The sequence below is a fragment of the Campylobacter concisus genome, assembly GCF_902460845.1.
GTDB lineage: Bacteria > Campylobacterota > Campylobacteria > Campylobacterales > Campylobacteraceae > Campylobacter_A > Campylobacter_A concisus_X.
In genome coordinates this window covers 255,176-275,608 of sequence record NZ_CABPVS010000002.1, presented here as the reverse complement: position 1 = coordinate 275,608, position 20,433 = coordinate 255,176, and the positions used below count along the sequence as shown (strand labels likewise).

At 39.2% G+C, this 20,433-nt stretch carries 21 protein-coding genes; 7 read left to right on the top strand and 14 right to left on the bottom strand.

Going from position 1 to position 20,433, the window contains the following annotated elements:
- Window positions 1-131: 131 nt before the first annotated feature.
- Complete coding sequence (locus F3H00_RS03005) at window positions 132-833, top strand: metallophosphoesterase (RefSeq protein ID WP_149703688.1); 702 nt, start codon at window positions 132-134, stop codon at window positions 831-833.
- A 2-nt stretch (window positions 834-835) separates the two neighbouring features.
- Window positions 836-1,861 carry a hypothetical protein gene (locus tag F3H00_RS03000; RefSeq protein WP_148798448.1) on the top strand — a complete coding sequence of 342 codons (1,026 nt, stop codon included), beginning with the start codon at window positions 836-838 and terminating at the stop codon, window positions 1,859-1,861.
- 90 nt (window positions 1,862-1,951) lie between these two features.
- On the opposite strand, the gene F3H00_RS02995 is transcribed toward F3H00_RS03000, so the two are convergent.
- Together F3H00_RS02995 and F3H00_RS02990 are read right to left on the bottom strand one after the other, a co-directional pair.
- Entirely contained in the window at window positions 1,952-2,773 is an 822-nt protein-coding gene (locus tag F3H00_RS02995) for a YihY family inner membrane protein (RefSeq protein ID WP_107695256.1), read from the bottom strand.
- Between the two features lie 3 nt (window positions 2,774-2,776).
- Window positions 2,777-3,499: a plasminogen-binding N-terminal domain-containing protein gene (locus F3H00_RS02990; RefSeq protein WP_021090557.1), complete on the bottom strand. Its 723-nt coding sequence runs from the start codon at window positions 3,497-3,499 to the stop codon at window positions 2,777-2,779.
- Between the two features lie 113 nt (window positions 3,500-3,612).
- Here F3H00_RS02990 and F3H00_RS02985 point away from each other — a divergent pair, with 113 nt between their 5' ends.
- The 4 genes from F3H00_RS02985 to F3H00_RS02970 all read left to right on the top strand — a co-directional run bounded on the left by F3H00_RS02985 (window position 3,613) and on the right by F3H00_RS02970 (window position 9,012).
- A complete protein-coding gene (locus tag F3H00_RS02985; protein WP_148798446.1) occupies window positions 3,613-4,782 on the top strand; it encodes a peptidoglycan DD-metalloendopeptidase family protein in 1,170 nt (389 codons plus the stop codon).
- A 9-nt stretch (window positions 4,783-4,791) separates the two neighbouring features.
- Complete coding sequence (gene mgtE, locus F3H00_RS02980; protein ID WP_072594958.1) at window positions 4,792-6,159, top strand: magnesium transporter; 1,368 nt, start codon at window positions 4,792-4,794, stop codon at window positions 6,157-6,159.
- Complete coding sequence (locus F3H00_RS02975; RefSeq protein ID WP_148798444.1) at window positions 6,144-6,728, top strand: NUDIX domain-containing protein; 585 nt, start codon at window positions 6,144-6,146, stop codon at window positions 6,726-6,728. The genes mgtE and F3H00_RS02975 overlap by 16 nt, the downstream gene beginning before the upstream one ends.
- A gap of 151 nt (window positions 6,729-6,879) precedes the next feature.
- The gene (locus F3H00_RS02970; RefSeq protein ID WP_223155229.1) at window positions 6,880-9,012 is read left to right on the top strand and encodes an RNA degradosome polyphosphate kinase; all 2,133 of its coding nucleotides are present in this window, start codon (window positions 6,880-6,882) and stop codon (window positions 9,010-9,012) included.
- A 144-nt stretch (window positions 9,013-9,156) separates the two neighbouring features.
- Here F3H00_RS02970 and F3H00_RS02965 read toward each other — a convergent pair whose 3' ends face one another.
- The 11 genes from F3H00_RS02965 to F3H00_RS02915 form a co-directional block, all read right to left on the bottom strand.
- On the bottom strand, window positions 9,157-10,965 hold the full coding sequence (locus F3H00_RS02965; RefSeq protein ID WP_148798440.1) for a menaquinone biosynthesis decarboxylase: 1,809 nt from the start codon (window positions 10,963-10,965) through the stop codon (window positions 9,157-9,159).
- A gap of 331 nt (window positions 10,966-11,296) precedes the next feature.
- Window positions 11,297-11,662 (bottom strand): Imm10 family immunity protein, encoded by a 366-nt coding sequence (locus F3H00_RS02960; protein WP_148798437.1) that lies wholly within the window; start codon window positions 11,660-11,662, stop codon window positions 11,297-11,299.
- Window positions 11,663-11,664: 2 nt separating this feature from the next.
- On the bottom strand, window positions 11,665-12,594 hold the full coding sequence (gene hemC, locus F3H00_RS02955) for a hydroxymethylbilane synthase (protein WP_148798435.1): 930 nt from the start codon (window positions 12,592-12,594) through the stop codon (window positions 11,665-11,667).
- A gap of 8 nt (window positions 12,595-12,602) precedes the next feature.
- Window positions 12,603-13,034, bottom strand: coding sequence for an FxsA family protein (locus F3H00_RS02950; protein WP_107714673.1), 432 nt, complete (start codon window positions 13,032-13,034; stop codon window positions 12,603-12,605).
- Complete coding sequence (locus F3H00_RS02945; RefSeq protein WP_148798433.1) at window positions 13,031-14,731, bottom strand: proline--tRNA ligase; 1,701 nt, start codon at window positions 14,729-14,731, stop codon at window positions 13,031-13,033. The genes F3H00_RS02950 and F3H00_RS02945 overlap by 4 nt, the downstream gene beginning before the upstream one ends.
- Window positions 14,721-16,004: a glutamyl-tRNA reductase gene (gene hemA, locus F3H00_RS02940; protein WP_149703687.1), complete on the bottom strand. Its 1,284-nt coding sequence runs from the start codon at window positions 16,002-16,004 to the stop codon at window positions 14,721-14,723. The genes F3H00_RS02945 and hemA overlap by 11 nt, the downstream gene beginning before the upstream one ends.
- A complete protein-coding gene (locus tag F3H00_RS02935) occupies window positions 16,004-16,897 on the bottom strand; it encodes a polyprenyl synthetase family protein (RefSeq protein ID WP_149703690.1) in 894 nt (297 codons plus the stop codon). Before F3H00_RS02935 ends, hemA begins: the two co-directional genes overlap by 1 nt.
- Before the next feature lie 10 nt (window positions 16,898-16,907).
- Window positions 16,908-17,339 carry a hypothetical protein gene (locus F3H00_RS02930; protein ID WP_148798427.1) on the bottom strand — a complete coding sequence of 144 codons (432 nt, stop codon included), beginning with the start codon at window positions 17,337-17,339 and terminating at the stop codon, window positions 16,908-16,910.
- Window positions 17,332-17,586, bottom strand: a complete 255-nt coding sequence (locus F3H00_RS02925) for a DUF2018 family protein (protein ID WP_087579959.1) — start codon at window positions 17,584-17,586, stop codon at window positions 17,332-17,334. Before F3H00_RS02925 ends, F3H00_RS02930 begins: the two co-directional genes overlap by 8 nt.
- Before the next feature lie 48 nt (window positions 17,587-17,634).
- The gene (locus F3H00_RS02920) at window positions 17,635-18,258 is read right to left on the bottom strand and encodes an HAD family hydrolase (RefSeq protein WP_148798425.1); all 624 of its coding nucleotides are present in this window, start codon (window positions 18,256-18,258) and stop codon (window positions 17,635-17,637) included.
- A complete protein-coding gene (locus tag F3H00_RS02915) occupies window positions 18,255-18,587 on the bottom strand; it encodes a hypothetical protein (RefSeq protein WP_148798423.1) in 333 nt (110 codons plus the stop codon). The genes F3H00_RS02920 and F3H00_RS02915 overlap by 4 nt, the downstream gene beginning before the upstream one ends.
- Before the next feature lie 105 nt (window positions 18,588-18,692).
- Between F3H00_RS02915 and F3H00_RS02910 the strand changes: the two genes are divergently transcribed.
- On the top strand, window positions 18,693-19,964 hold the full coding sequence (locus F3H00_RS02910) for an O-acetylhomoserine aminocarboxypropyltransferase/cysteine synthase family protein (protein ID WP_148798421.1): 1,272 nt from the start codon (window positions 18,693-18,695) through the stop codon (window positions 19,962-19,964).
- A 47-nt stretch (window positions 19,965-20,011) separates the two neighbouring features.
- Here the strand turns inward: F3H00_RS02910 and F3H00_RS02905 are convergent, their stop codons facing one another.
- Window positions 20,012-20,191: a transformation system protein gene (locus F3H00_RS02905; RefSeq protein ID WP_103579606.1), complete on the bottom strand. Its 180-nt coding sequence runs from the start codon at window positions 20,189-20,191 to the stop codon at window positions 20,012-20,014.
- Between the last annotated feature and the right edge of the window lie 242 nt (window positions 20,192-20,433).

The following is a 20,433-nucleotide window of genomic DNA, read 5'->3' as shown; positions in this document are numbered from 1 at the left end:
AATATCTTTTACTAGGTTTTAACTTTATATATCGCTAGCATTACGCCAATATAGTACAGCTATACAAAAGTGTTTTCTTAACACTACATTTTTAAGTTTAATAGACTAAAATTTGGCACAAAGGAGAAAAATTGAGCAAGCAAATTTATATCATAGGCGATGTGCACGGCTGTTTTAATACACTTTTAGAGCTTATCAAGCAGTTTCCAGACAAAGAAAAATCACAAATTTGCTTTGTCGGAGATGTGATAGATCGGGGGCTTTTTAGTTGCGATGTGGTCGAACTTATCATACAAAATAACTATAAAATGGTAATGGGAAATCACGAAAGAAGGTTGCTAAGCAATAAATATGAATTTTTAAACAACCAAGCACCATTTGATACGAGTTGGTTTTTCAACAATGGTGGCGTGGCGACATATGGATCATACCTTGGCCAAAGCGTGGGGTTCAAGCAAAGGCATATTGATTTTTTAGATCAAAGGCCAGTTTATCTGGAATTTAAAGAGTGTAAAAACCAAAATGGCGAGCATTTGGTTGTTTCGCACTCGGCGGTTGGCAAATTTTGGACTTTAAGAGATGATGATAGTTCAAGAGATGAGTTTAGAAGGCATGTACTATCAGGCAGAGGCGATATGATGCAAGTTAAAGGCATATTTAATGTCTACGGACACACGCCAGTGCGTGAGGCTAAGCTCTATACAAATAGCGCCAATATCGATACTGGCTGTGTTTATAATCAAGAAGGATACGATAAGCTAAGTGCTTTAGAATTTCCATCGATGAAAATTTATACGCAAAAAAATGTTGAAAATTTTAATAAACAAGGATAAAAATGTGGTTTTCTAAAAAGAGCTCTAGCTTTGCAAGCAGAGTTGATAAATTTTGGAGCGAGTTTGGCAAAAATTTAGACGCCATCAAACAAAATTTAGAAGATAAAAACTTTGAAGCTGCAAGCAAAATGACCGAAGAGGCGCTAAATTTATGCCTTGTTGATCCAACATTTATGATAGGACTTATAGACGACAAGATCGATCTAGTACTCACTCCAGAAGGACTTAAACATAGGCTTTTGTGGCTTAAATTTATAAAATCTCGCATGCCAAAAGAACTAGAAGCAAAGCTTACATGCACACTTGGTAAGCCACGTGCACCACGCAATGTCGCTACTATACAGATGTATGGCGTAAGTGTTGATGCAAACGACGTCATGGTCTATGCAAATTTCAATGACAAAAGTGTAGATATGTGTCTCTACAACGAAACTCTAAGCAAGCTTAAAAGCGAAGATGAAAATAAGGCTTATACTTTATCGCTCATACTTTGTGACAACGTAGTTGGTGAGATGATCATGATAAATATGCTTGGAGAGTTTGAGATCGTGGACGAGCCAAGAGAAAAAGGCGTGCCGCTGATCGACTTTGCCGATCTTATAGATGAGAAATTTGGTAAAGAAGCCTCAAATGAGCCGCTTAAGAATTTTATGGTCTATGAGCTAGAGCCTCGTTCAAACAAGCTACGTGACGATGTTTTTACAGGATATACATCTCTTAGCGAGCTACTAAACGAGTACTACGACGGCATAAGCGATACTTATAACGAAGCTTTTGAACTTGGCATAAATTTTTGCTTTTTAGCCATATCTCACGGTGGCGACATACAGTTTGGCGTTGATAGTAAAAACAAAATTTCAGATGCGCTAAAAGAGAGTGAAATTTGTGAGATCATAGGTGAAGCAAATGGTGAGATGCGATCTTACATAGATCTTATCTGCTTTGACAAAGACGAGCTAGAGAAAAAAGCTAAAGAATTTAGTAAAGAGCTTGGCATAAAGATAGAAATTTGCGAGTTTAAACGCTGATTTTACATAATATTCTACATAAAATAATACAAATCACACCAGCTGGTAAATTTATAAAAATATATTACTAGCTGGTACTAACTATTAAATTTATCTTTTAAATTTTGAGCTGTTTGAGAGATAAGCACAAAGCTTTAGCCCATATAAAAAGATGATCCACGATATATAGATCCAGACAAAGAAGAAAAGCACTGCTGAAAACGAGCCATAAACGCTTAGATAGGTCTTGTTGTAAAGGACATAATAGACAAAGGCCGACTTGCCAATATACCAAACAAGCGAGGCGACAAATGAGCTAAAAAATGCGCTCTTAAATTTTATCTCGTCATTTACTGAGATGAGATATGTGATACAAAATATCGCCCAGATGATGAGATATGGGAATATGCTTAAAAAATTTATTGAGTTTGTGATCACGTTTGAGTTTAGCATCTCTTGAATGAGGCTTGAGAGATAAAAACTGCCAGCAAGACCAAGTGGCGCAAGCGTGATAAGCGTCCAATACGAACTAAGTGCCGACCAAAATCCTCTAGCTCTACTTGCACGTGTCACTTTTAAAACTACATATTCATAGTCGCTAAAAAACATGGCTGATGTAAATATCATCGCCACAAAGCCAACTAAGCCTAAATTTCCGCTATTTTGTAAGAAATTTTGCAAATAGTTTGAGATGATCTCTTGATTACTTGGCAAAAGAGCCGAGAAGATAAAGTCTTGAATTTTGGCGTAATAATCCTCAAAACTAGGCAATTTTGTAAAGATAGAAAATGATATAAGAAGTATCGGGATGATCGATAAAATCGTATGAAAACTAAGGCTTGAGGCGTAGTGAAAGAGCTCTTTGTCCTTAAGCGTTGGGAGCAAATTTAAAAACTCCTTTAAATTTTGCTTACTTAAGGACAAACGGCTCATTTATCAGTTATCTTCTTCGAAAAGTTTTTCGTAGTGAGCGTCGTAGTTGTTGATGTGCTCACTATTTAGCTTCCAAAACACAGTGTCTATGTCGCTAACTCTTGTATAAAATGGTAGCTGATAGTACTCAACCTCGCCACTTTTAAATTCTTTTAGTACTTTAAAGCTTTGGCAATCAGCAAAAACGCTTCTGCCATCCATTGCTACGAAAATTAGACCGGCTGCACTTTGAGCGCACATTTTTCTAAAGTCATCTCTGCTTGGATTTGGCTTGTATTCGTAGCTTAGATACGCTCCTATAATATCTGGGTGAATAAATATCATATTTGGAAACGCAGACGTGATCTCTTCGTAAATTTCTTTATTTGGCACGATGATTAATGAGCGGTTATAAAGATAGTTTAGCACGACCATATCGCCATTTGCAGGTGCTATGCCTGGAAGTGGGAGCGCCTTTTGCTCAAGCAGATCAAACACCTCAAATCTAATCTTAGCAAAGCCAGAATTTTTTGAGATAACGCTAACTCTTGCGATGATAGAGCTATCAGTATCAAATTTATGAAGCACAACGCCACTTGAGCCGATTAAAATTTCTGGACTGTCAACTATCGTTGCTGTGCCATCACTATCGACGCTAATTATAGGAGTTCTATACTCATTTAAAGAAAAATCAGCTCCAAAAGCAAAGCCAAAAACTAGCGATAAAATCACAAATATACGTTTCAAAAATATCTCCTAAGTTTAAATTTTTAGAGCGATTATAGCCTAAAATGCTTTATCTTTTGCAAAATTAAAGCAAGTTTTAGTTAAAATCCCACCAGCTTTTTAAAAGGACATTAATGCCTCGTATTTTTATAATTTTTGCAATATTATCTATAAATTTATACGCTATAAAACCAAGTGTCGAAGAGCTCAACTGGCCAAATGGAAGTAACTTTTTAAATTTCTTAGAGACAAACAAAATCCCACTTTCACTTTACTACAACTTAGCAACCGAAGATCAAGAGCTAACAGAAGAGATCATTGCTGGCACAAAGTATCAAATTTATAAAGACGACAATGGCAATACCAAACAAGTACTAATCCCTGTTAGCGACGAGCTTCAAATGCATATTTTTAGAGATGATAATGATAAATTTAAACTTGAATTTCTTCCGATTTCTTATCAAAGCGAGGATAAATTTTTAGCTTTAAAGGTGGACAAATCAGTCTCTGAAGACATTTTTGACTACACTGGCTCTGGCACATTAGCCCTTGGCTTTAAAGAAATTTTTAAAGGAAGTGGTATTGATTTTAAAAAGATAAATAAAGGCGATACTATTGCTATCGTTTATAATCAAAAAATACGTATGGGCCGCTCTTTTGGCACTCCTGAAATTTATGCTGCGATGATAGAGACCAAAAATAAACGATACGTCATGTATAAATTTGAAGATAAATTTTATGATAAAAATGGTAAGAAAAATGATAAATTTTTACTAGTTCGCCCTCTTGCAAACGCCAGAATAACATCAGCTTTTACCCTAAAAAGATGGCACCCTATTCTCCAAAGATACAGGGCTCACCTTGGCGTCGACTACGGTGCTCCAAAAGGTACACCGATCAAAGCCGCAGGCGATGGCACAGTAAAATTTGTCGGACAAAAAAGCGGATATGGCAGAACCGTCATCATCTCTCACGCTGGTGGCTATGAGACACTTTATGCCCACTTAAATGGCTTTGCTAAAGGCATAAAAGGCGGTTTAAAAGTCAAGCAAGGTACGCTTATAGCCTACGTTGGCACAAGCGGTATGAGCACAGGGCCACACCTTCATTTTGGTCTTTATAGGGACAATAAACCTATCAATCCAGAAAGTGCAATAAAGGTCGTTAAAAGCCTAGAAGACAAGAAAGAATCAGCTAAATTTAAGGCAGTTGTTAGCAAAAATGACGAGCTAATAAAAAATGCTTTAAGCAACGAAAAAGAGTACCACAAAGTGGAATTTTTCCCTAATGTAATAGAATTTTAAAGGTAAAACTTGAGCCAAGAACTAGAAGAAGCAAAAGAGCTGATAGATCAGCATTTAGATGAAAATTTAGAAGATAACGAACTCTCACCTTATGAGCTAGCCCAACACCTAAAAACACTTAAAAAGCACGACGAGGAGCTTTTTGCTCACTATCTTGAAAAGCTAGATCCTGAAATTTTAGGTGATGTTGCTATCGAGCTACCTGATCACATGCTAAAAGATGTGATCGAACAGCTTCCAGCTGAAAAGATCGTAGAAGCACTTGAAGAGCTGGAGAGCGATGATGCGACTGATTTGCTTCAATACATCGAGGATATCGACGAGGATAAAGCTAGAGAGCTCTTTAACGAGCTTGATAGAGAAAACCAAAATGAAATTTTAAGACTTAGAAGCTACGAAGAAGACAGAGCTGGTGCGCACATGCAAACAGAGCTTTTTTCGGCTCACCTTGAAGAAAAGCTTGGCAATGCAGTAGCAAGACTTAGACGAGAAAAGCAAGAAGGCAAGCTAGAAAATATCTCACAGCTTTTTATTATCGATAAAAATGGCGTTTTACAATACGCTATCCCACTTGAAGATCTTATACTTTTTGATTTTACAAAAACACTAAAGCAAAATATCGAGTCAGCGCAGATCGATCACTACAAGCCACACGTTGCAAATGATATGGACCTTATGCAAAATGTTGCCGATATGTTTCAAGAGTACGATTTAAATGTTATCGCAGTTACAAGTAGCACTGGCATACTACTAGGTCGTATAACATCTGATGATATTCACGACTACATTCAAGAGAGTGCAACTGAGCAAATTTATAACCTAGCCGGCGTTGATGACGAATCAGAAGAGGACGATACGCTTTTTAAAGCTGGTCGTGGTCGTGCGGTTTGGCTTGGCGTAAATTTACTAACAGCTCTTTTTAGCTCGTCTATAATCGGACTTTTTGACGAGACAATAGCAGCCTACGTCGCTCTTGCTGTTTTAATGCCAATAGTTGCATCAATGGGCGGAAATACCGGCACACAAGCACTTGCCGTTACGGTTCGCCGTCTAGCACTTGGTGAGATCGAGTTTAAAGATGCCAAAAACGTTCTAAAACGTGAGGTTAGTATTTCACTCATAAATGGACTAATCTTTGGTGTGGCAATGGGCATAATCGCCTCTGTTTGGTTTGACAAAGGTATGCTTGGCGTTGTTATTGGGCTTAGCATGGTTACGAATTTATTCTTTGCTGGCTTTTTTGGCACGATCATACCTTTAACGCTAAGGCGCTTTAACATAGATCCTGCAGTCGGCTCAGCCGTCATTCTTACTACTTTTACTGATGCGATAGGATTTTTTAGCTTTTTAGGACTTGCAAAATGGATACTACTATAACTAATTTAGAAATTCTGCCTCTTGGCGAGTCAAAATATTTAAAGCCATTTAAGATGAAATTTATGCAAAATGGTGTCCAAAGAGACTGGGATTGCGTAAAAGTGATGAATAGCGTTAGTATTTTTTTATATCACGAGCAAAAAGATGCCTTTTTGTTTGTAAAGCAGTTTCGCCCTGCCGTTTGGTACTCACAAGAGAAAGAAGGCATCAAAACAAATGAGCAAGGCTTTACTTACGAGCTTTGCGCAGGGCTTATGGATAAAGGACTTAGCGAAGAGCAAACAGCCAGAGAAGAGGCGATCGAAGAAGTGGGCTATGAGCTAAAAGAGATAGAGCGTATCACGATGACATACGGTGCTTTTGGCTTTGGAGGCAACATGCAAACTATGTTTTACGCAAAGATCGATGAGAGCATGAAGGTAAATTCTGGCGGTGGCGTCGACGGCGAAGATATCGAGCTTGTTTTCATAAAACGAGAAGATATGATGAAATTTACCTTTGACGAGAGCAAAGTCAAGGGCTTTGGGCTCATCTTTGCTTATTTGTGGTGGGAGAAATTTAAAAGCTAAAACGATATCTTTTTAATAAGCGCAAAAACAACGACTGCCACTAAAAAGATACCAACTAATATCACATAATCAGACATAATAAGCCTTTAAATTTAAGTTTTGGCTTATTGTAACCAAAATTTTAAATAAAGTAAGAACTTTATAACCGCACATATCATATAATAACTCAAAAACGCACAAGGAGAAGATGATGAGCAAAAATGAAACTCTTTTTATAAACCGAGAATTAAGCTGGCTACGCTTTAATTCAAGGGTACTCGCTCAATGTGAAAAGGAAATTCCTTTACTTGAAAAGCTAAAATTTTTAGCGATCTATATGACAAATTTAGACGAGTTTTATATGATCAGAGTTGCTGGCTTAAAGCAGCTTTTCGCAGCTGGAGCTACTACAAGCAGTGGCGATGGCATGAGCCCACTTGATCAGCTAAGAGAGATTAGAAAATATCTACAAAATGAGCAAAATTTAGTAGAAGATCACTATAAAAAAACAGTAAATGCTCTTAGTAAAGAGGGGCTTTTTATAAAAAGTTATGACGAGCTTGATGATAGCTTGAAGCAAAAGTGTGACGAATACTTTTTCTCAAATATCTTGCCAGTCATCGTGCCTATCGCTGTAGATGCGACTCATCCATTTCCGCACCTAAACAACCTTAGCTTCTCTCTTGCCGTTAAGCTTGCTGATATCGAACATCCAGAAATTTTAAAATACGGCATGATAAGAATTTCAAGAGTCTTGCCACGTTTTACACAGCCAAGTAGCAATGTTTTTGTGCCGATTGAAACGATCGTACATCGCCACGCAGAAGAAATTTTTCCAGGGTATAAGCTACTTAGCTCAGCTGCTTTTAGAGTGACAAGAAACGCTGATATCGTCATTGAAGAAGAAGAAGCGGATGATTTTATGATGATACTTGAGCAAGGGCTAAAGCTTCGTAGAAAAGGGGCTTTTGTTCGTATGCAAATCGATAAAAACGTAGACGCTGATATCTTGGACTTCTTAAATTTTCATATGAAAATTTTTCATAAAGATGTCTATTTTTCAAGCATTCCGCTCACTCTTAGCTCGCTTTGGGAGATAGCTGGAAGTAAAAATTTTACCCACTTGGCAAATGCGCCTTACGTTCCAAAAACGCTACCACCATTTGGCAATGGTATCTCGGTATTTGACGCCATAGATAAAGAAGATGTGCTGCTAGTGCATCCGTTTGAGAGTTTTGATCCAGTTGTAAGCTTTATAAAAGAAGCCAGCAAAGATCCAAAAGTCATATCTATTCGAATGACACTTTATAGAGTTGATAAAAGCTCACCAATAATTCAAAGCCTAATAGACGCCGCAAGTGATGGCAAACAAGTAACTGTGATGGTTGAGCTAAAAGCAAGGTTTGATGAAGAAAATAACCTGCACTGGGCAAAGGCGCTTGAAGACGCAGGCGCGCACGTGATATATGGCATTACAGGCTTTAAGGTGCATGCAAAAGTTAGCCAGGTCATCCGCCAAATCGGCGATAAGCTTAAATTTTATATGCACTTTGGTACAGGCAACTACAACGGCAGTTCGGCTAAAATTTATACTGACGTTAGTCTATTTACGAGCAAAGAAGAATTTAGCCAAGATACGACTTCGTTTTTTCACATCCTCTCAGGATATAATAAAAATCGCCGTCTAAACGCTCTTAGCATGTCGCCTTTTCAGATAAAAGAGCGTATCATCGAAAAGATAAGAGTGGAAGCAAGCAAAGGCAGCGAGGGCAGGATCATTGCCAAAATGAACGCACTAATTGACGAAGATGTGATAAATGAGCTTAGCCGCGCATCAAACGCAGGTGTAAAGATCGATCTTATAGTTCGTGGTGTATGCGGACTAAGGCCTGGCATAAAAGGCAAAAGCGAAAACATCAAAGTTCGCTCGATCATTGGCAAATACTTAGAGCACGCTAGAATTTTATACTTTAAACATGCTCAGCCAAAAATTTATATCTCAAGTGCTGACTGGATGCCACGAAATTTAGAGCGTCGCTTGGAGCTTATGACTCCTATTTTTGAACCAAGACTTCAAGAGAGACTACTTGAAATTTTAGAGCTTCAATTAAGCGATAATGACCTAGCATTTGAGCTACAAAATAGCGGTGAATACGTAAAAGTAGCAAGAAGCGAAAACGAAAAAGTAATATCTTGCCACGAAGTTTTGGAAAATTATATATCTAAAATTTATAAATCCGTAAAAAAAGATACCGACAAAGCAAAAGCCGATATGCTCGCAAGCAAACTCTTAAAAGAGAGCTAAAAACAAATTAAGCTTTTAGACCTAGTCTAAAAGCTATTTTTAAATTAACAAACAAACACTAGCATTTGATTAAGCAAATATTATTAAAAATTTTAAATCCACAGCAAAAAGCAAAATTTATAAATTTACTTGAGCATCTCAAAGCTAACCAAATATTTCAAATTTTTTAAATAACTCTGGCTCATCTTTTACTATACCGCGCTTAACTAGATCAGCAACTACTTCGCGGTCACAATCCGTTTGTAACGGCCAGCCTCTCGTATATCCCTCTAGCTCGTCCTTGCTCGTTGCATCCACGCAGAAATTCTCACCATCTATGAAAATATCACGCAAAGCATCGATGTTATTTGTCACGCGCCAAAGTAGCATATATGGGTTTTCAAGGTAATTTTGCATATCCACAACGATAAGGAGTTTGAAAAAATCTCTAAATGTCAAAAGCTTGTCAAAAAGCTCTTTTACCACACAATCTTTTTCAAATTTCACCACACAAATAGGCGTTTTGGTATCCGTTTTAAACTGCTTAAGCTCTTTTACATTTGGCGTAACGCTTTGAAATTTAGCCAAAAGCTCACTATCACTTAAAACCTTAGGGCTAAATTTACAAAAATCCTGCGTCGCATCTACGCCGAGTTTGCCACCAAAACACGAATTTGGACTAGCATGATCAAGCTGATCACACACTCCTTGGCTTATTAGCACACTCTGACTACCAAAACGATTTAGAACAAAGCTAGTAAATTCATCATAATCTTTAAGCTCAGGCGCATCGGCTCCAACAAAAATGGCATGTTTTACAAAGCTCATCTGCCCAACGCCCCAAAATGCGTGCATGGCCTGCTTTGCATGAGCTGGATAGAGCGTATTTATCTTAGCTAAGATTAGGTTGTGAAAAACGCCATTTTCAGGCATATTGTAGTCCAGTAGTTCAGGCACGGTCGTTCGCAAAAGTGGCAAAAAAACTCGCTCAGTCGCCCAGCCCATATATTTATCCTCAAGTGGCGGCTTTCCAACCACAGTTGCGTGAAATACTGGCTCATGCTTGCTAGTTATCGCCGTTACATCCATCACCGGAAAAGGCTCGATAGGCGTATAAAAGCCAGTATGATCGCCAAATGGGCCTTCAAGCTCACACTTAGCCGTATCCACAAAGCCCTCTATTACGTAGTCTGCATCGTGCGGGATATAAATTTCATTTGTTAAGGATTTTACAAGTTTGGCTGGCTCTTTGCGGATAAAACCATAAAGTAAAAGTTCAAAAACTCCCTTTGGAAGCGGCGCTTGCCCACACCAGATGTAGAGTGGATCACCGCCAATGGCTACAGAGACTGGCATTTTTTTGCCTGCACGCTTGTACTCGTGAAAGAAATTTGCGCCGTCTTTGTGGATCTGCCAGTGCATGCCAAGGCGGTTTTTGTCATAAATTTGTAGGCGGTACATGCCTAAATTTTGCAAAGCACCATCCAAGCTTTGCGTATAAACCTGCCCCATCGTAATAAAAGCGCCACCATCATGTGGCCATGTCTTTAGTGCTGGAAGCGATAGCAAATCAGCATCTTCGCCTATAAATTTGACCTGCTGGCACTCGCCCTCGCCTTTTAGCCTTTTGGTAAAAATTTTTCTCATACTAAAAAGATAGGCTAAAAAATCAAGCTTTTCTTTGAAATTACGAGGTTTTCTGGGCTTTAAAAGCTTTTCTATCTCGGCTGCGATCTCATCAGGATTTAGCCCAAAGATAAGCTCAAGCGCGTGTTTTGAGCCATAGATATTTGTAAGCACTGGTGCAAATTTACGCCCAGTTTTTTTGCAAACTGGGTTTTTAAAAAGTAGCGCTTGCGAGCCCTCACGCTTAACCTCGATATAGCTAGCGTGTGCGATCTCAAGATCAATGTCTGTTGGCTCATCGATAACACGAAGTAGATTATTTTCTTTTAAAAGCTTGATGTAGTCCATATTTTGCCTTTTTGATTTTTGGGCGATTTTAGCCAAAAATAGCTGAAAAAGGCGAAGCAAAGCGGATGGCTATTATCTACCGCACACACCGATAGCTATCAGAATATTTGATCGTTATCTCGGAGCCACCTTTGCGATATTGCTTCGCCGTTTAAATAGACGCAAGATCTAAATTTATACTCCATTGTCGAATGTCTGTAAACTAGCGTTCAACGCACAGCCACACATGGCCGGCATACTTATGTTTTTTCAAAGTAATTCATTGCAAATTTTTTGTTAGGTTAAGCACTAGATGGTATCGTGGTTCTAAAAACGGCAGTAATTTTTTAAATTACTCCAATATGCTACATTTTAGCAGTTGGCCAAATATCTCTTTGCTATATTTCATAAAGCGCTCACTAAGCTTAACACCCTCTATATCAACGCTAATAACGCTATCTTGTACCTCAAAAATGATAGTTTTATCAGTGATCTTCACCTTTTTGCAAGCGTTATAGCAAACGTCGCCGTTGCACTCTGCGTATATGCCGTTTATCTCGGCGTTTTCGTCGTCGCCCTTTTTTAGTTTGATCGGTCTTTGAAAGATTATGTAGTTTTTGTAGTCATATTTGTCGTCTGCAAAACCGATCATATAGTAGTTGTCTTTGCTATTTTTGGTGGCACTTATGGCTTTTGCTTTAAATTTTAGTTCAAACACGCTTACGCCATCTCTTCAGCGCGTCTTAAAAGCTCTCTCGCCCCTTTTTCTATAAATTTATACGCTAGCTCCTTGCCGACACTTTGAAATTTATCTTTGCTAGTCTTTAAGCTATCTTTTATAAACTCGCTTCCATCAGGCAGGCCAACGATCGCATCGATAGAAATTTCATCACCTTTTAGTCTTGCGCTTATGCCTATTGGCACTTGGCAGCCGCCCTCTAAAACGCTTACAAAATCACGCTCTATGGTCGTTTCGATGACCGCATTTTCGTCATTTAGAAAGTCAATCTGCTCTAAAATTTGCTTCTTGTCTCTAGCCTCGACGCCAAGAGCGCCCTGACCCATCGCAGGTATCATCTCGTCAAAGCCAAATGTGTAGATGTGTGCCACTTCAGCCTTGATATTTAGGCGGTTTATGCCAGCCATCGCCAAAATGATCGCGTCAAATTCGCCCTCTTTTAGCTTGCGTAGGCGGGTCTGCACGTTTCCACGAAGCGAGATGATCTCAAGATCAGGCCTCATGATAAGTAGCTGCATCTTACGGCGCAGGCTCGTTGTGCCAACTTTTGCGCCGTGCGGTAGGTCGCTAAATTTAGCAAATTTCTCACTTATCATCGCATCTCTTGTATCCTCGCGTGAGCAAATGGCCGCTAGTTTAAGCCCTTCTGGAAAGACTACAGGAACGTCTTTTAGGCTATGCACGGCGATATCAGTCTCGCCTTTTAGCATGCTATCTTCAAGCTCTTTTGTAAAAAGCCCTTTGCCGCCGATCTTTGCAAGTGGCGTGTCAAGTATCACGTCGCCCTTTGTCTTCATGCCCTCAAGCACGACCTTCATGCCCTTGTGCTGCGCCTCGATCCTAGCCTTGATATGTTCGCTTTGCCAAAGCGCTAAGATACTCTTTCTAGTTGCTATTTTTATCTCTTTCATCATCTCTCCTAATTTACTCTTTTTGGCTCTTCGATGACCTCAACGTCGATGATCTCGCCCTCATCTTTTTTACTGCCCTGCTCGCTAAAGTTTTGAAATTTAAACTCCTGATAGCTCTCATTTTTCGCTGCATTTTTCTTAAACACTAAAGAAAAAACGACCACGGCTATGCCAAAAATATCTGTCAAAATCCCTGGCAAAAAGAGCAACGCTCCGCCAAAGCTAAGTCCTAACTGGCTAAATAAATTTCCGCCAAGAAAGCTTTTAAATGCCGCTTGAGGCGAATTTAAGCTAGAAAATCCAGCATTAAAAAGAAGCGCGATGCCCACAAATCCAGAGACCAGCACCTCAAGAAAATAGTTCAAAAAGCCAAATTTATCCACAAAAAGATAGATAAAGACCGCTTCTATCAAAAAAAACAAAAATGCGAAAAATCTCATAAGCTTTCTTTTATCTTTCTAAAGGCGTCGTTTGCGCCTATGGTCTCTTTGCTTAGCCCATCTCTTGTGATAAACTCGACCTTGCCATTTGCAAATTCTTTACCAACAAGCAGCGCATAAGGGAAGCCGATAAGTTCAAAGTCATTCATCTTAACGCCAAATCTCTCATTTCTATCGTCGATTATGACGCTAACACCAGCTTTTTTAAGGCTTTCATAAAGCTCAAATGCAAATTTCACGCCCGCTTCATCTTTTAAATTTGAGATGATGATCTCCACATCAAACGGCGCGCACTCTTTTTTCCAGATGCAGCCCTTCTCGTCGTGGCTAGCCTCTATCATCACAGCGATAAGCCTGCTTATGCCAATGCCGTAGCAGCCCATCAAAAATGGCTTTGCCTTGCCGTTTTCATCAAGATATGTCGCGTTCATCGCAGCTGAATATTTATCGCCTAGCTGAAAGATATGACCGACTTCTATGCCTTTGCTAAGTTTTAAATTTCCGCCGCAAACTGGGCATTTATCGCCCTCTTTTACCTTTACAAGGTCTTTAAATCTCTCTTCGTTAAATCCGCTAACACTAACGCCAACAAAGTGATAGTCCTTCTCGTTAGCGCCGCATATCATGTTATTTGCGCCCCTTAGCTCGTTATCTATAAAAAATTTCACATCTTTTAGCCCAACTGGTCCGCAAAATCCAGCAGATAATCCAGCTTTAGCCACGTCAGCCTCACTAGCATCTACTAGCTCAAGCGCCTTGCAAGCATTTTGTGCCTTTGTCTCTTGAAGCTCGTCATCGCCCCTTACAAAAAAGACCACGACCTCCTCTTTGTCCTCATAGATCGCCTTTTTCATAACAGCTTTTATGCAGTAAAACTCGCTAACTTTGAAAAACTCCGCCACATCTTTTATAGTTTTTGCATTTGGCGTTAGAAATTTAGCCGCGTCCGCCTCTGGCGCTTCAGCCTCGCTAACTCTTGGTTTGCGCCTTGCAGCCTCAACGTTTGCAGCGTATCTGCAAGCCTCACAGCAAAGTATGTCGTCCTCTCCGTTACTTGCAAGCACCATAAATTCTTTACTGCCACTTCCTCCTATGGCTCCGCTATCAGCCTCAACAGCTCTAAAATTTAGCCCCAAGCGGGTAAAAATCTTACTGTAAGTTGCCTCCATAAGGTCAAACTCACGCTTAAGATCCTCTTTGCTTGAGTGAAAGCTATAACCATCTTTCATCGTAAATTCTCGCCCTCTTAGCAAGCCAAAGCGTGGTCTTGCCTCATCACGAAATTTAGTGTTTATCTGGTATAAATTTAGTGGTAGCTGCTTGTAGCTAGTCACCTTGCCACGCACCAAAGCAACGGCTGCCTCTTCGTTTGTTGGGCTTAGCACAAAGTCATTTTCTTTTCTGTCTTTAAAGCGCAAAAGTTCCTTACCAAAGACGTTGTAGCGGCCACTTTGTTTCCAAAGCTCACTTGAAGTAACCACGCTAAAACTCACCTCTAGCGCGCCAGCCTCGTCCATCTCCTCTCGTGCGATACGAGAAATTTTCTCATGCATGATCTTTCCAAGTGGCAGATAGTTGTAAAGCCCTGAGCCTATCTGCTCGACAAATCCACCTCTTATTAAAAATTTATGACTTGGTAAAGAGGCGTCTTTTGGTGCTTCTTTGGTCGTTGGTGCATAAAATTTACTAAATCTCATCTATATCTCCCACTTGAAAATTTTGTTCATCTTTTATATCAAATAAAAATCTAACTCCATTTGAAAGCTCACTAGATCTCTCCTCATCCGCAAGACTTTTTAGCTTCATCGTTGGCTGGTGCAAAAATGCTTTAAAAACTTGATGAATGAGTTTTTGTGCCTCCTCATAATCACTATGTTTTAAATATCCTTTTTTTATCGCTTTTTCTAGCTCATTTTTAGCACAAATTTCAGCCTGCTTGCGGATCGATTTTATGAGTGGCACACTCATATCTTCTTTTAAAATTTTTAAAAATTCACTTGTGCCTTGACCTACGATCGAATAAGCCTTTTGTGCTTGCTCCTCTCTTAGGGCTAAATTTTTCCTTACTATCTCCTCTAAACTATCTACCGTATAGACACTAATAAATTCTGTATTTATAAGATCAATATCCCTTGGCACGGCAATATCAAAAAAGTATCTATGAAATTCTCTTGGTTCGATTATGGCGTTTGTGATGATAGCGTGCGGGGCTGCGGTGCTTGAAAATATTAGATCATAATTATTTACATACTCTTTTAATTTTAAAATGCTATCCCAGCTAGCGTTGTCCCCAAGGCTATCAACTAGCTGCTCAACACGCTCGGAGCTTCTATTTATAATGATTACCTCTGCACCACTTGAGATTAGGTGTTTTGCTGCTAGCTCGCCCATCTCGCCAGCTCCTACGACTATAGCAGTTTTTCCTTCAAGCGTACCAAAAATTTCTTTTGCTTTTGCCACGGCGACACTTGAAACTGAGATCGGGTTTTTAGAAATTTGAGTTTCGTTTCTAACTTTAGCAGCGCATTTACATGCATAATGGATGATTTTACTGATTTGTTCGCCACAAGCTGAGCTATCGTAAGCAAATTTAAAGGCATTTTTTAGCTGGCCAACGATCTGCGTTTCGCCGACGACTAGGCTATCAAGCGAGCTTGCCACGGCAAAGAGGTGGTGCACGGCTCCGCTATCTTCATAAATATCAGCCCTCTCATAAAGCTCATCTTCAAAAACACCTGAAAATATCGACATGCATCTAATAGCATGAGTAGTTGCACTTTTTAGATCACTTACACTTGCTATTATTTCAACGCGGTTGCAGGTGTTTAGTACCATACACTCTTCTATATTTTTGTTTGACCTTAGCAGTTTTAAAATTTGCTCTTTTTTTTCATCACTATCAAACGCAAGCTTTTCTCTAACTGAAATATCAGTATTTTTATATGTAAAACTTATATCTAAATAGTGCATTAAAATTCCCTATCTATCATGCTTTTTATGATCCCTTCAAGCTCGGCGTTTTTATACTCTTTTATCGATTCTATCGCTTCATTTCCAAGCCTTTTAGCCTCGTTTATGGCTTTACTAACTGAGCTAGTTTTGACAAAATTTTCTTTTAACCACAAAATTTCGCCCTCATCAAGCTTCTTCATCCAAAGCGATCTAAGCTTTGCCTTACCGGCCTCGTCCAAACTCTTATAAAGATATATGTATGGAAGCGTTGTTTTACCCTCTACAAAGTCATTAAGTGCTGGTTTGCCAAGCGTTTTTTCATCTTGAGTTATGTCTAATATATCATCAACAATCTGAAACGCAAGGCCTAAATTTTTGCCATAAATTCCAAATTTCTCACTATCTTTGCCAGCTAGCTTTGCCCCGCAAATAGCCGTGGCTTCTATCAAAACAGCTGTTTTATAGTAGATCATTTTTAAGTATTCTTGCTCGTTTTCATTAAAATTTTCAGCCATTTTTACATCCATCATCTCGCCGATACTTAGCTTGCTTACTGCGTCTGATATGGTAGCTGCGATACTTGGATCAAATTTTGTAAGCTCAAAATAAGCCTTTGAGTAGAGAATGTCACCTAGCATGACTGAGTTTTTACTGCCAAAAAGCGCGTTTATACTTGGCTTGCCGCGTCTTATATTTGCCTCATCTATGACGTCGTCGTGTAGCAAGCTTGCGAGGTGGATGAGCTCGATGATAGCGCAAAGCTTAAGCAAAATTTCGCTCTCGCCTGCGATTTTTAAAAGAAGTTTTGAGCGCAGCTTCTTGCCTGAGCTTATCTTTGAAAACATCTCAAACGCCTCTTTGTAGCCAAGCTCGCTTATAAATTTACCCATTATTTCATCGATTTTATCCATTTTTATCCTTCTATTTAGCCTCATCTGGATCTCTAAAACCCACATCCACACGCTTGCTCTCATCTAGCAGAGCCACCCTAAAATACGCCTTTTTATCCTTAAAATCAATAAATGATATATAAAGGCTTACGCTCTCATTTGGCGGCATCGTAAAATCAGGCAAAACTCGCTGCATATAGGTGTTTTGTCCTTGTCTTAGCGAAAAGACCATCTGCCTTGGATAGCGCCTAAAAAAGCTTTGCACAGTGATATTTGTACTATCAAATAGCGTCCAACGAAAGTCAAACATTTCAACCCTTTGGGTTCGCTTTTCAGTTATAAAGACCCTAGCCCACTCATCTTTTTTAAGCTCAAATGTATGCACCGAACTTGGGTCAAAATTTGGCTCTTTTGCAAAGATAAGAGCAGTAAGCAAAGCAATGAGCGCAAAAATCTTACTCATTTTGGCTTAAAATTTCTCCGCTAAGCTCGATATACAGGTCATTTACTCCGTTATAAATTTTATCTTGCTCTGAGGCTATAAAATTTCTGATCTCATCTTCACTAACGCCATGCTTTTCACAAAGCTCGCTCATAGCCACAAATTTTTCAAAAATTTTATCTATCTCATTTTTAACCAAAACGGCATTTGCGTTAAACAAAATGTCATAAAATTTATCCCTCGCACTGCCCTCAAATATATCTATCATCGCTGTTTCTTTGAAAATTTCTTAAGATTATAGCCAATTAAAACTAAGTTAAAAATTTAATATTATCTCCCACGCCTCGCTGACATTTTTAGCATTATAGGTCGCTGTTTTGCTCTCCTCGCCAAATCCCCAGCTAACTTGCAAGAAAGGCATATTTGCATTTTTGGCAGCTAGCTCGTCTTTTAGGCTATCTCCAACAAAGATCGCTTTGCTGGCTCCAGTTTTACTAACAGCTAGGTGAAGCATCGCAGGATCTGGCTTTTGCGGTATCTCTTTACTAGCGCCGATAACCTCGTCAAATAGCTCATAAATTTCATTTTTCTTTAAAATTTTCTCTAGCGTATCGTGTGGTGCATTGCTTGCCAAAACGACTTTGTAGTGAGCATCTCTGCACTTTTGCAAAAGCTCTTTTACGCCATCATAGGTAGTCGCGCATTCATCGTAAAATTTCTTAAATTTCTCTTCAAAACCCTCTTTTAAGCTCCTACTTGGCGTATCAATGCCGTAAAACTCAAGGGGCAAATTTCTACCTGGTTCGTTGATCGCTTTTATGATAAACTCTTTTTCAAGTGGCGCTAAATTTAGCTCATCTCTTACTTCATTTACCGTTTTATATATCGCCTCGCCACTATCGATTACAGTGCCATCCATATCGAAAATAACTACTTTCAATCCTCATCCTTAAATTTATTTTTATACTTTTCTTTTTTATATGTCTTTTGATTTTTTAGCTTATCAAGCAGATTTGCCGCCTTTAAAAGCTCATCTTTTGGGGCGTTTTTGATAAGCAAATTTATAAAATTTTCTAGCGCCTTTGAGTATGGCTGATCAAGATAGACAGCCTCGACTTTTTCGATGACTTTCGCATTTTTCTCCACTCTTTGACGAAATTCAGCCTCGTCAAAGTCATCTCTTTTTAGCCCATTTATCGCTGATTTTGCAAATTTTTCTAGCGCACGAAGGTATTTTACACGCTTAAATTTGTCCGTAACTTGGTTCAAATTTTTCCTTTTTTTGGCAAATTATATCAAAATTTGATTTTATCCCCTAAATTTTGGCTTTGCTAATGTATAATTTACGCCAAAATTACCTTAAAAGGAGCAAAAATGAGGCAAGAAACCGCTGCGATCCACGTAGGCTACGACACAAACGAAGGCTTTGGCACGATGGCTGTGCCTATTTTTCAAAGCACAGCTTATGACTTTGGAAGTGCCGAGACAGCAGCTGCTAGGTTTGATCTAAAAGATGGCGGCTACATCTACACAAGACTTAGCAACCCAACGACAGATATCTTTGAAAAAAGGGTCGCTGCACTTGAGGGCGGAGCCGCTGCGATAGCGACTGCAAGCGGTCAGTCAGCTTTGTTTTACAGCATCATAAATTTAGCCCAAGCAGGCGATAATATCATCATCGCTAAGAAAATTTATGGTGGCACGACAGTACTTTTTACGCATACGCTAAAAAGATTTGGCATAGAGGCTAGAGTCTTTGACAGCGACACTGCTGATGATCTGGAGAGTTTGATAGACGAAAAAACTAGGGCTATATTTTTTGAAACGCTTTCAAATCCGCAAATTTCTATCCCAAATATCGAAAAAATCGTAGAAATTTCAAACAAATATGGCATCATCAGCATCACTGATAACACTGTGCCAACACCTATCATCTTTCAGCCACTTCGCCACGGCGTCGATGTTTGTGTGCATAGCGCTAGCAAATATATGAGCGGTCAGGGCCTTAGCCTAGCAGGTGTCGTTGTAAGCGCAAATCACCTAAACGAGAAGCTAAAAGGCAACAAGAGATATGAGCACTTTAACGTGCCAGACGCGAGCTATCACGACATCGTCTATGCTGATATGACGGATCGTTTTGACATCTATACGCTAAGAATGAGGCTTGCTATCGTGCGCGATATCGGTGCTGTGATCTCTCCGTTTAACTCTTGGCAACTCATACAAGGGCTTGAAACGCTTGCTGTTAGAGTTGAGAGGCACTCACAAAATGCCCTAAAAGTGGCTAAATTTCTAAACTCTCACAAACATATAAAAAGTGTGGCATACCCAGGGCTTGCCGACAACGTAGATCACGCAAAGGCGCAAAAATACTTTAAAGACGGCATGGCAAATGGGCTATTTTGCTTTGAGACTGATAGCTTCGAGCGTGCAAAAAAGATGCTAGAGCGCGTAAAACTCTTTAAGATCGTGGTAAATATCGGCGATACAAAGTCGCTCATCACACACCCAGCATCGACTACGCACCAGCAGCTAAGTAGCGAAGAGCTTATAAAAGCTGGCATCACAAAAGAGCTGATAAGAGTTAGCATAGGTCTTGAAAATGCTGAGGATCTGATCGCTGATCTGGCTCAAGCCTTAGAATAAAATTTTTTAACTTTTTTCTAGCTCATCTTGGGCTAGAAATTTAAATTTTACTCAAGCTTGCCACATATCCTCTCGCACTCTTTTGCTTGCCTTATAAATTTTATAACGAAAAAGATGACAAGTAGCGGCACGCTTATATACCAAAAGGCAAAAAAGGCAAGCAGAAAAAACATAAATAAGAATGTTGCAAAATATACCAAGACCGCAAGGATGATACTATCAAGCATTTTGCCTCCCATTTTGCTAATGTTTTAGTGATTTTATAAAAAGCAAAATAAAATGAGACTGAACGGATTTATTTTCGGCTCTAAAATTTGAGCTAAATGGTAAGCGAAGCCAAGCCCTAAATCTTGGCTACAGCGTGGAAATCGCTTATTTTAGTAACAGGGGCTTATGGAAATTTTATAAAATCAAAAGAGAAAAACGAAACAAGACAAGGTAAATTCTCTTTGATTTTATGGAAGTATCA

Excerpts from the sequence above, each read along its gene's own strand:
- F3H00_RS03000 (WP_148798448.1), top strand. The coding sequence starts at position 836 with ATGTGGTTTTCTAAAAAGAGCTCTAGCTTTGCAAGCAGAGTTGATAAA.
- F3H00_RS02995 (WP_107695256.1), bottom strand. The coding sequence starts at position 2,773 with ATGAGCCGTTTGTCCTTAAGTAAGCAAAATTTAAAGGAGTTTTTAAAT.
- F3H00_RS02985 (WP_148798446.1), top strand. The coding sequence starts at position 3,613 with ATGCCTCGTATTTTTATAATTTTTGCAATATTATCTATAAATTTATAC.
- F3H00_RS02975 (WP_148798444.1), top strand. The coding sequence starts at position 6,144 with ATGGATACTACTATAACTAATTTAGAAATTCTGCCTCTTGGCGAGTCA.
- F3H00_RS02965 (WP_148798440.1), bottom strand. The coding sequence starts at position 10,965 with ATGGACTACATCAAGCTTTTAAAAGAAAATAATCTACTTCGTGTTATC.
- hemC (WP_148798435.1), bottom strand. The coding sequence starts at position 12,594 with ATGAAAGAGATAAAAATAGCAACTAGAAAGAGTATCTTAGCGCTTTGG.
- F3H00_RS02950 (WP_107714673.1), bottom strand. The coding sequence starts at position 13,034 with ATGAGATTTTTCGCATTTTTGTTTTTTTTGATAGAAGCGGTCTTTATC.
- F3H00_RS02945 (WP_148798433.1), bottom strand. The coding sequence starts at position 14,731 with ATGAGATTTAGTAAATTTTATGCACCAACGACCAAAGAAGCACCAAAA.
- hemA (WP_149703687.1), bottom strand. The coding sequence starts at position 16,004 with ATGCACTATTTAGATATAAGTTTTACATATAAAAATACTGATATTTCA.
- F3H00_RS02935 (WP_149703690.1), bottom strand. The coding sequence starts at position 16,897 with ATGGATAAAATCGATGAAATAATGGGTAAATTTATAAGCGAGCTTGGC.
- F3H00_RS02930 (WP_148798427.1), bottom strand. The coding sequence starts at position 17,339 with ATGAGTAAGATTTTTGCGCTCATTGCTTTGCTTACTGCTCTTATCTTT.
- F3H00_RS02925 (WP_087579959.1), bottom strand. The coding sequence starts at position 17,586 with ATGATAGATATATTTGAGGGCAGTGCGAGGGATAAATTTTATGACATT.
- F3H00_RS02910 (WP_148798421.1), top strand. The coding sequence starts at position 18,693 with ATGAGGCAAGAAACCGCTGCGATCCACGTAGGCTACGACACAAACGAA.
- F3H00_RS02905 (WP_103579606.1), bottom strand. The coding sequence starts at position 20,191 with ATGCTTGATAGTATCATCCTTGCGGTCTTGGTATATTTTGCAACATTC.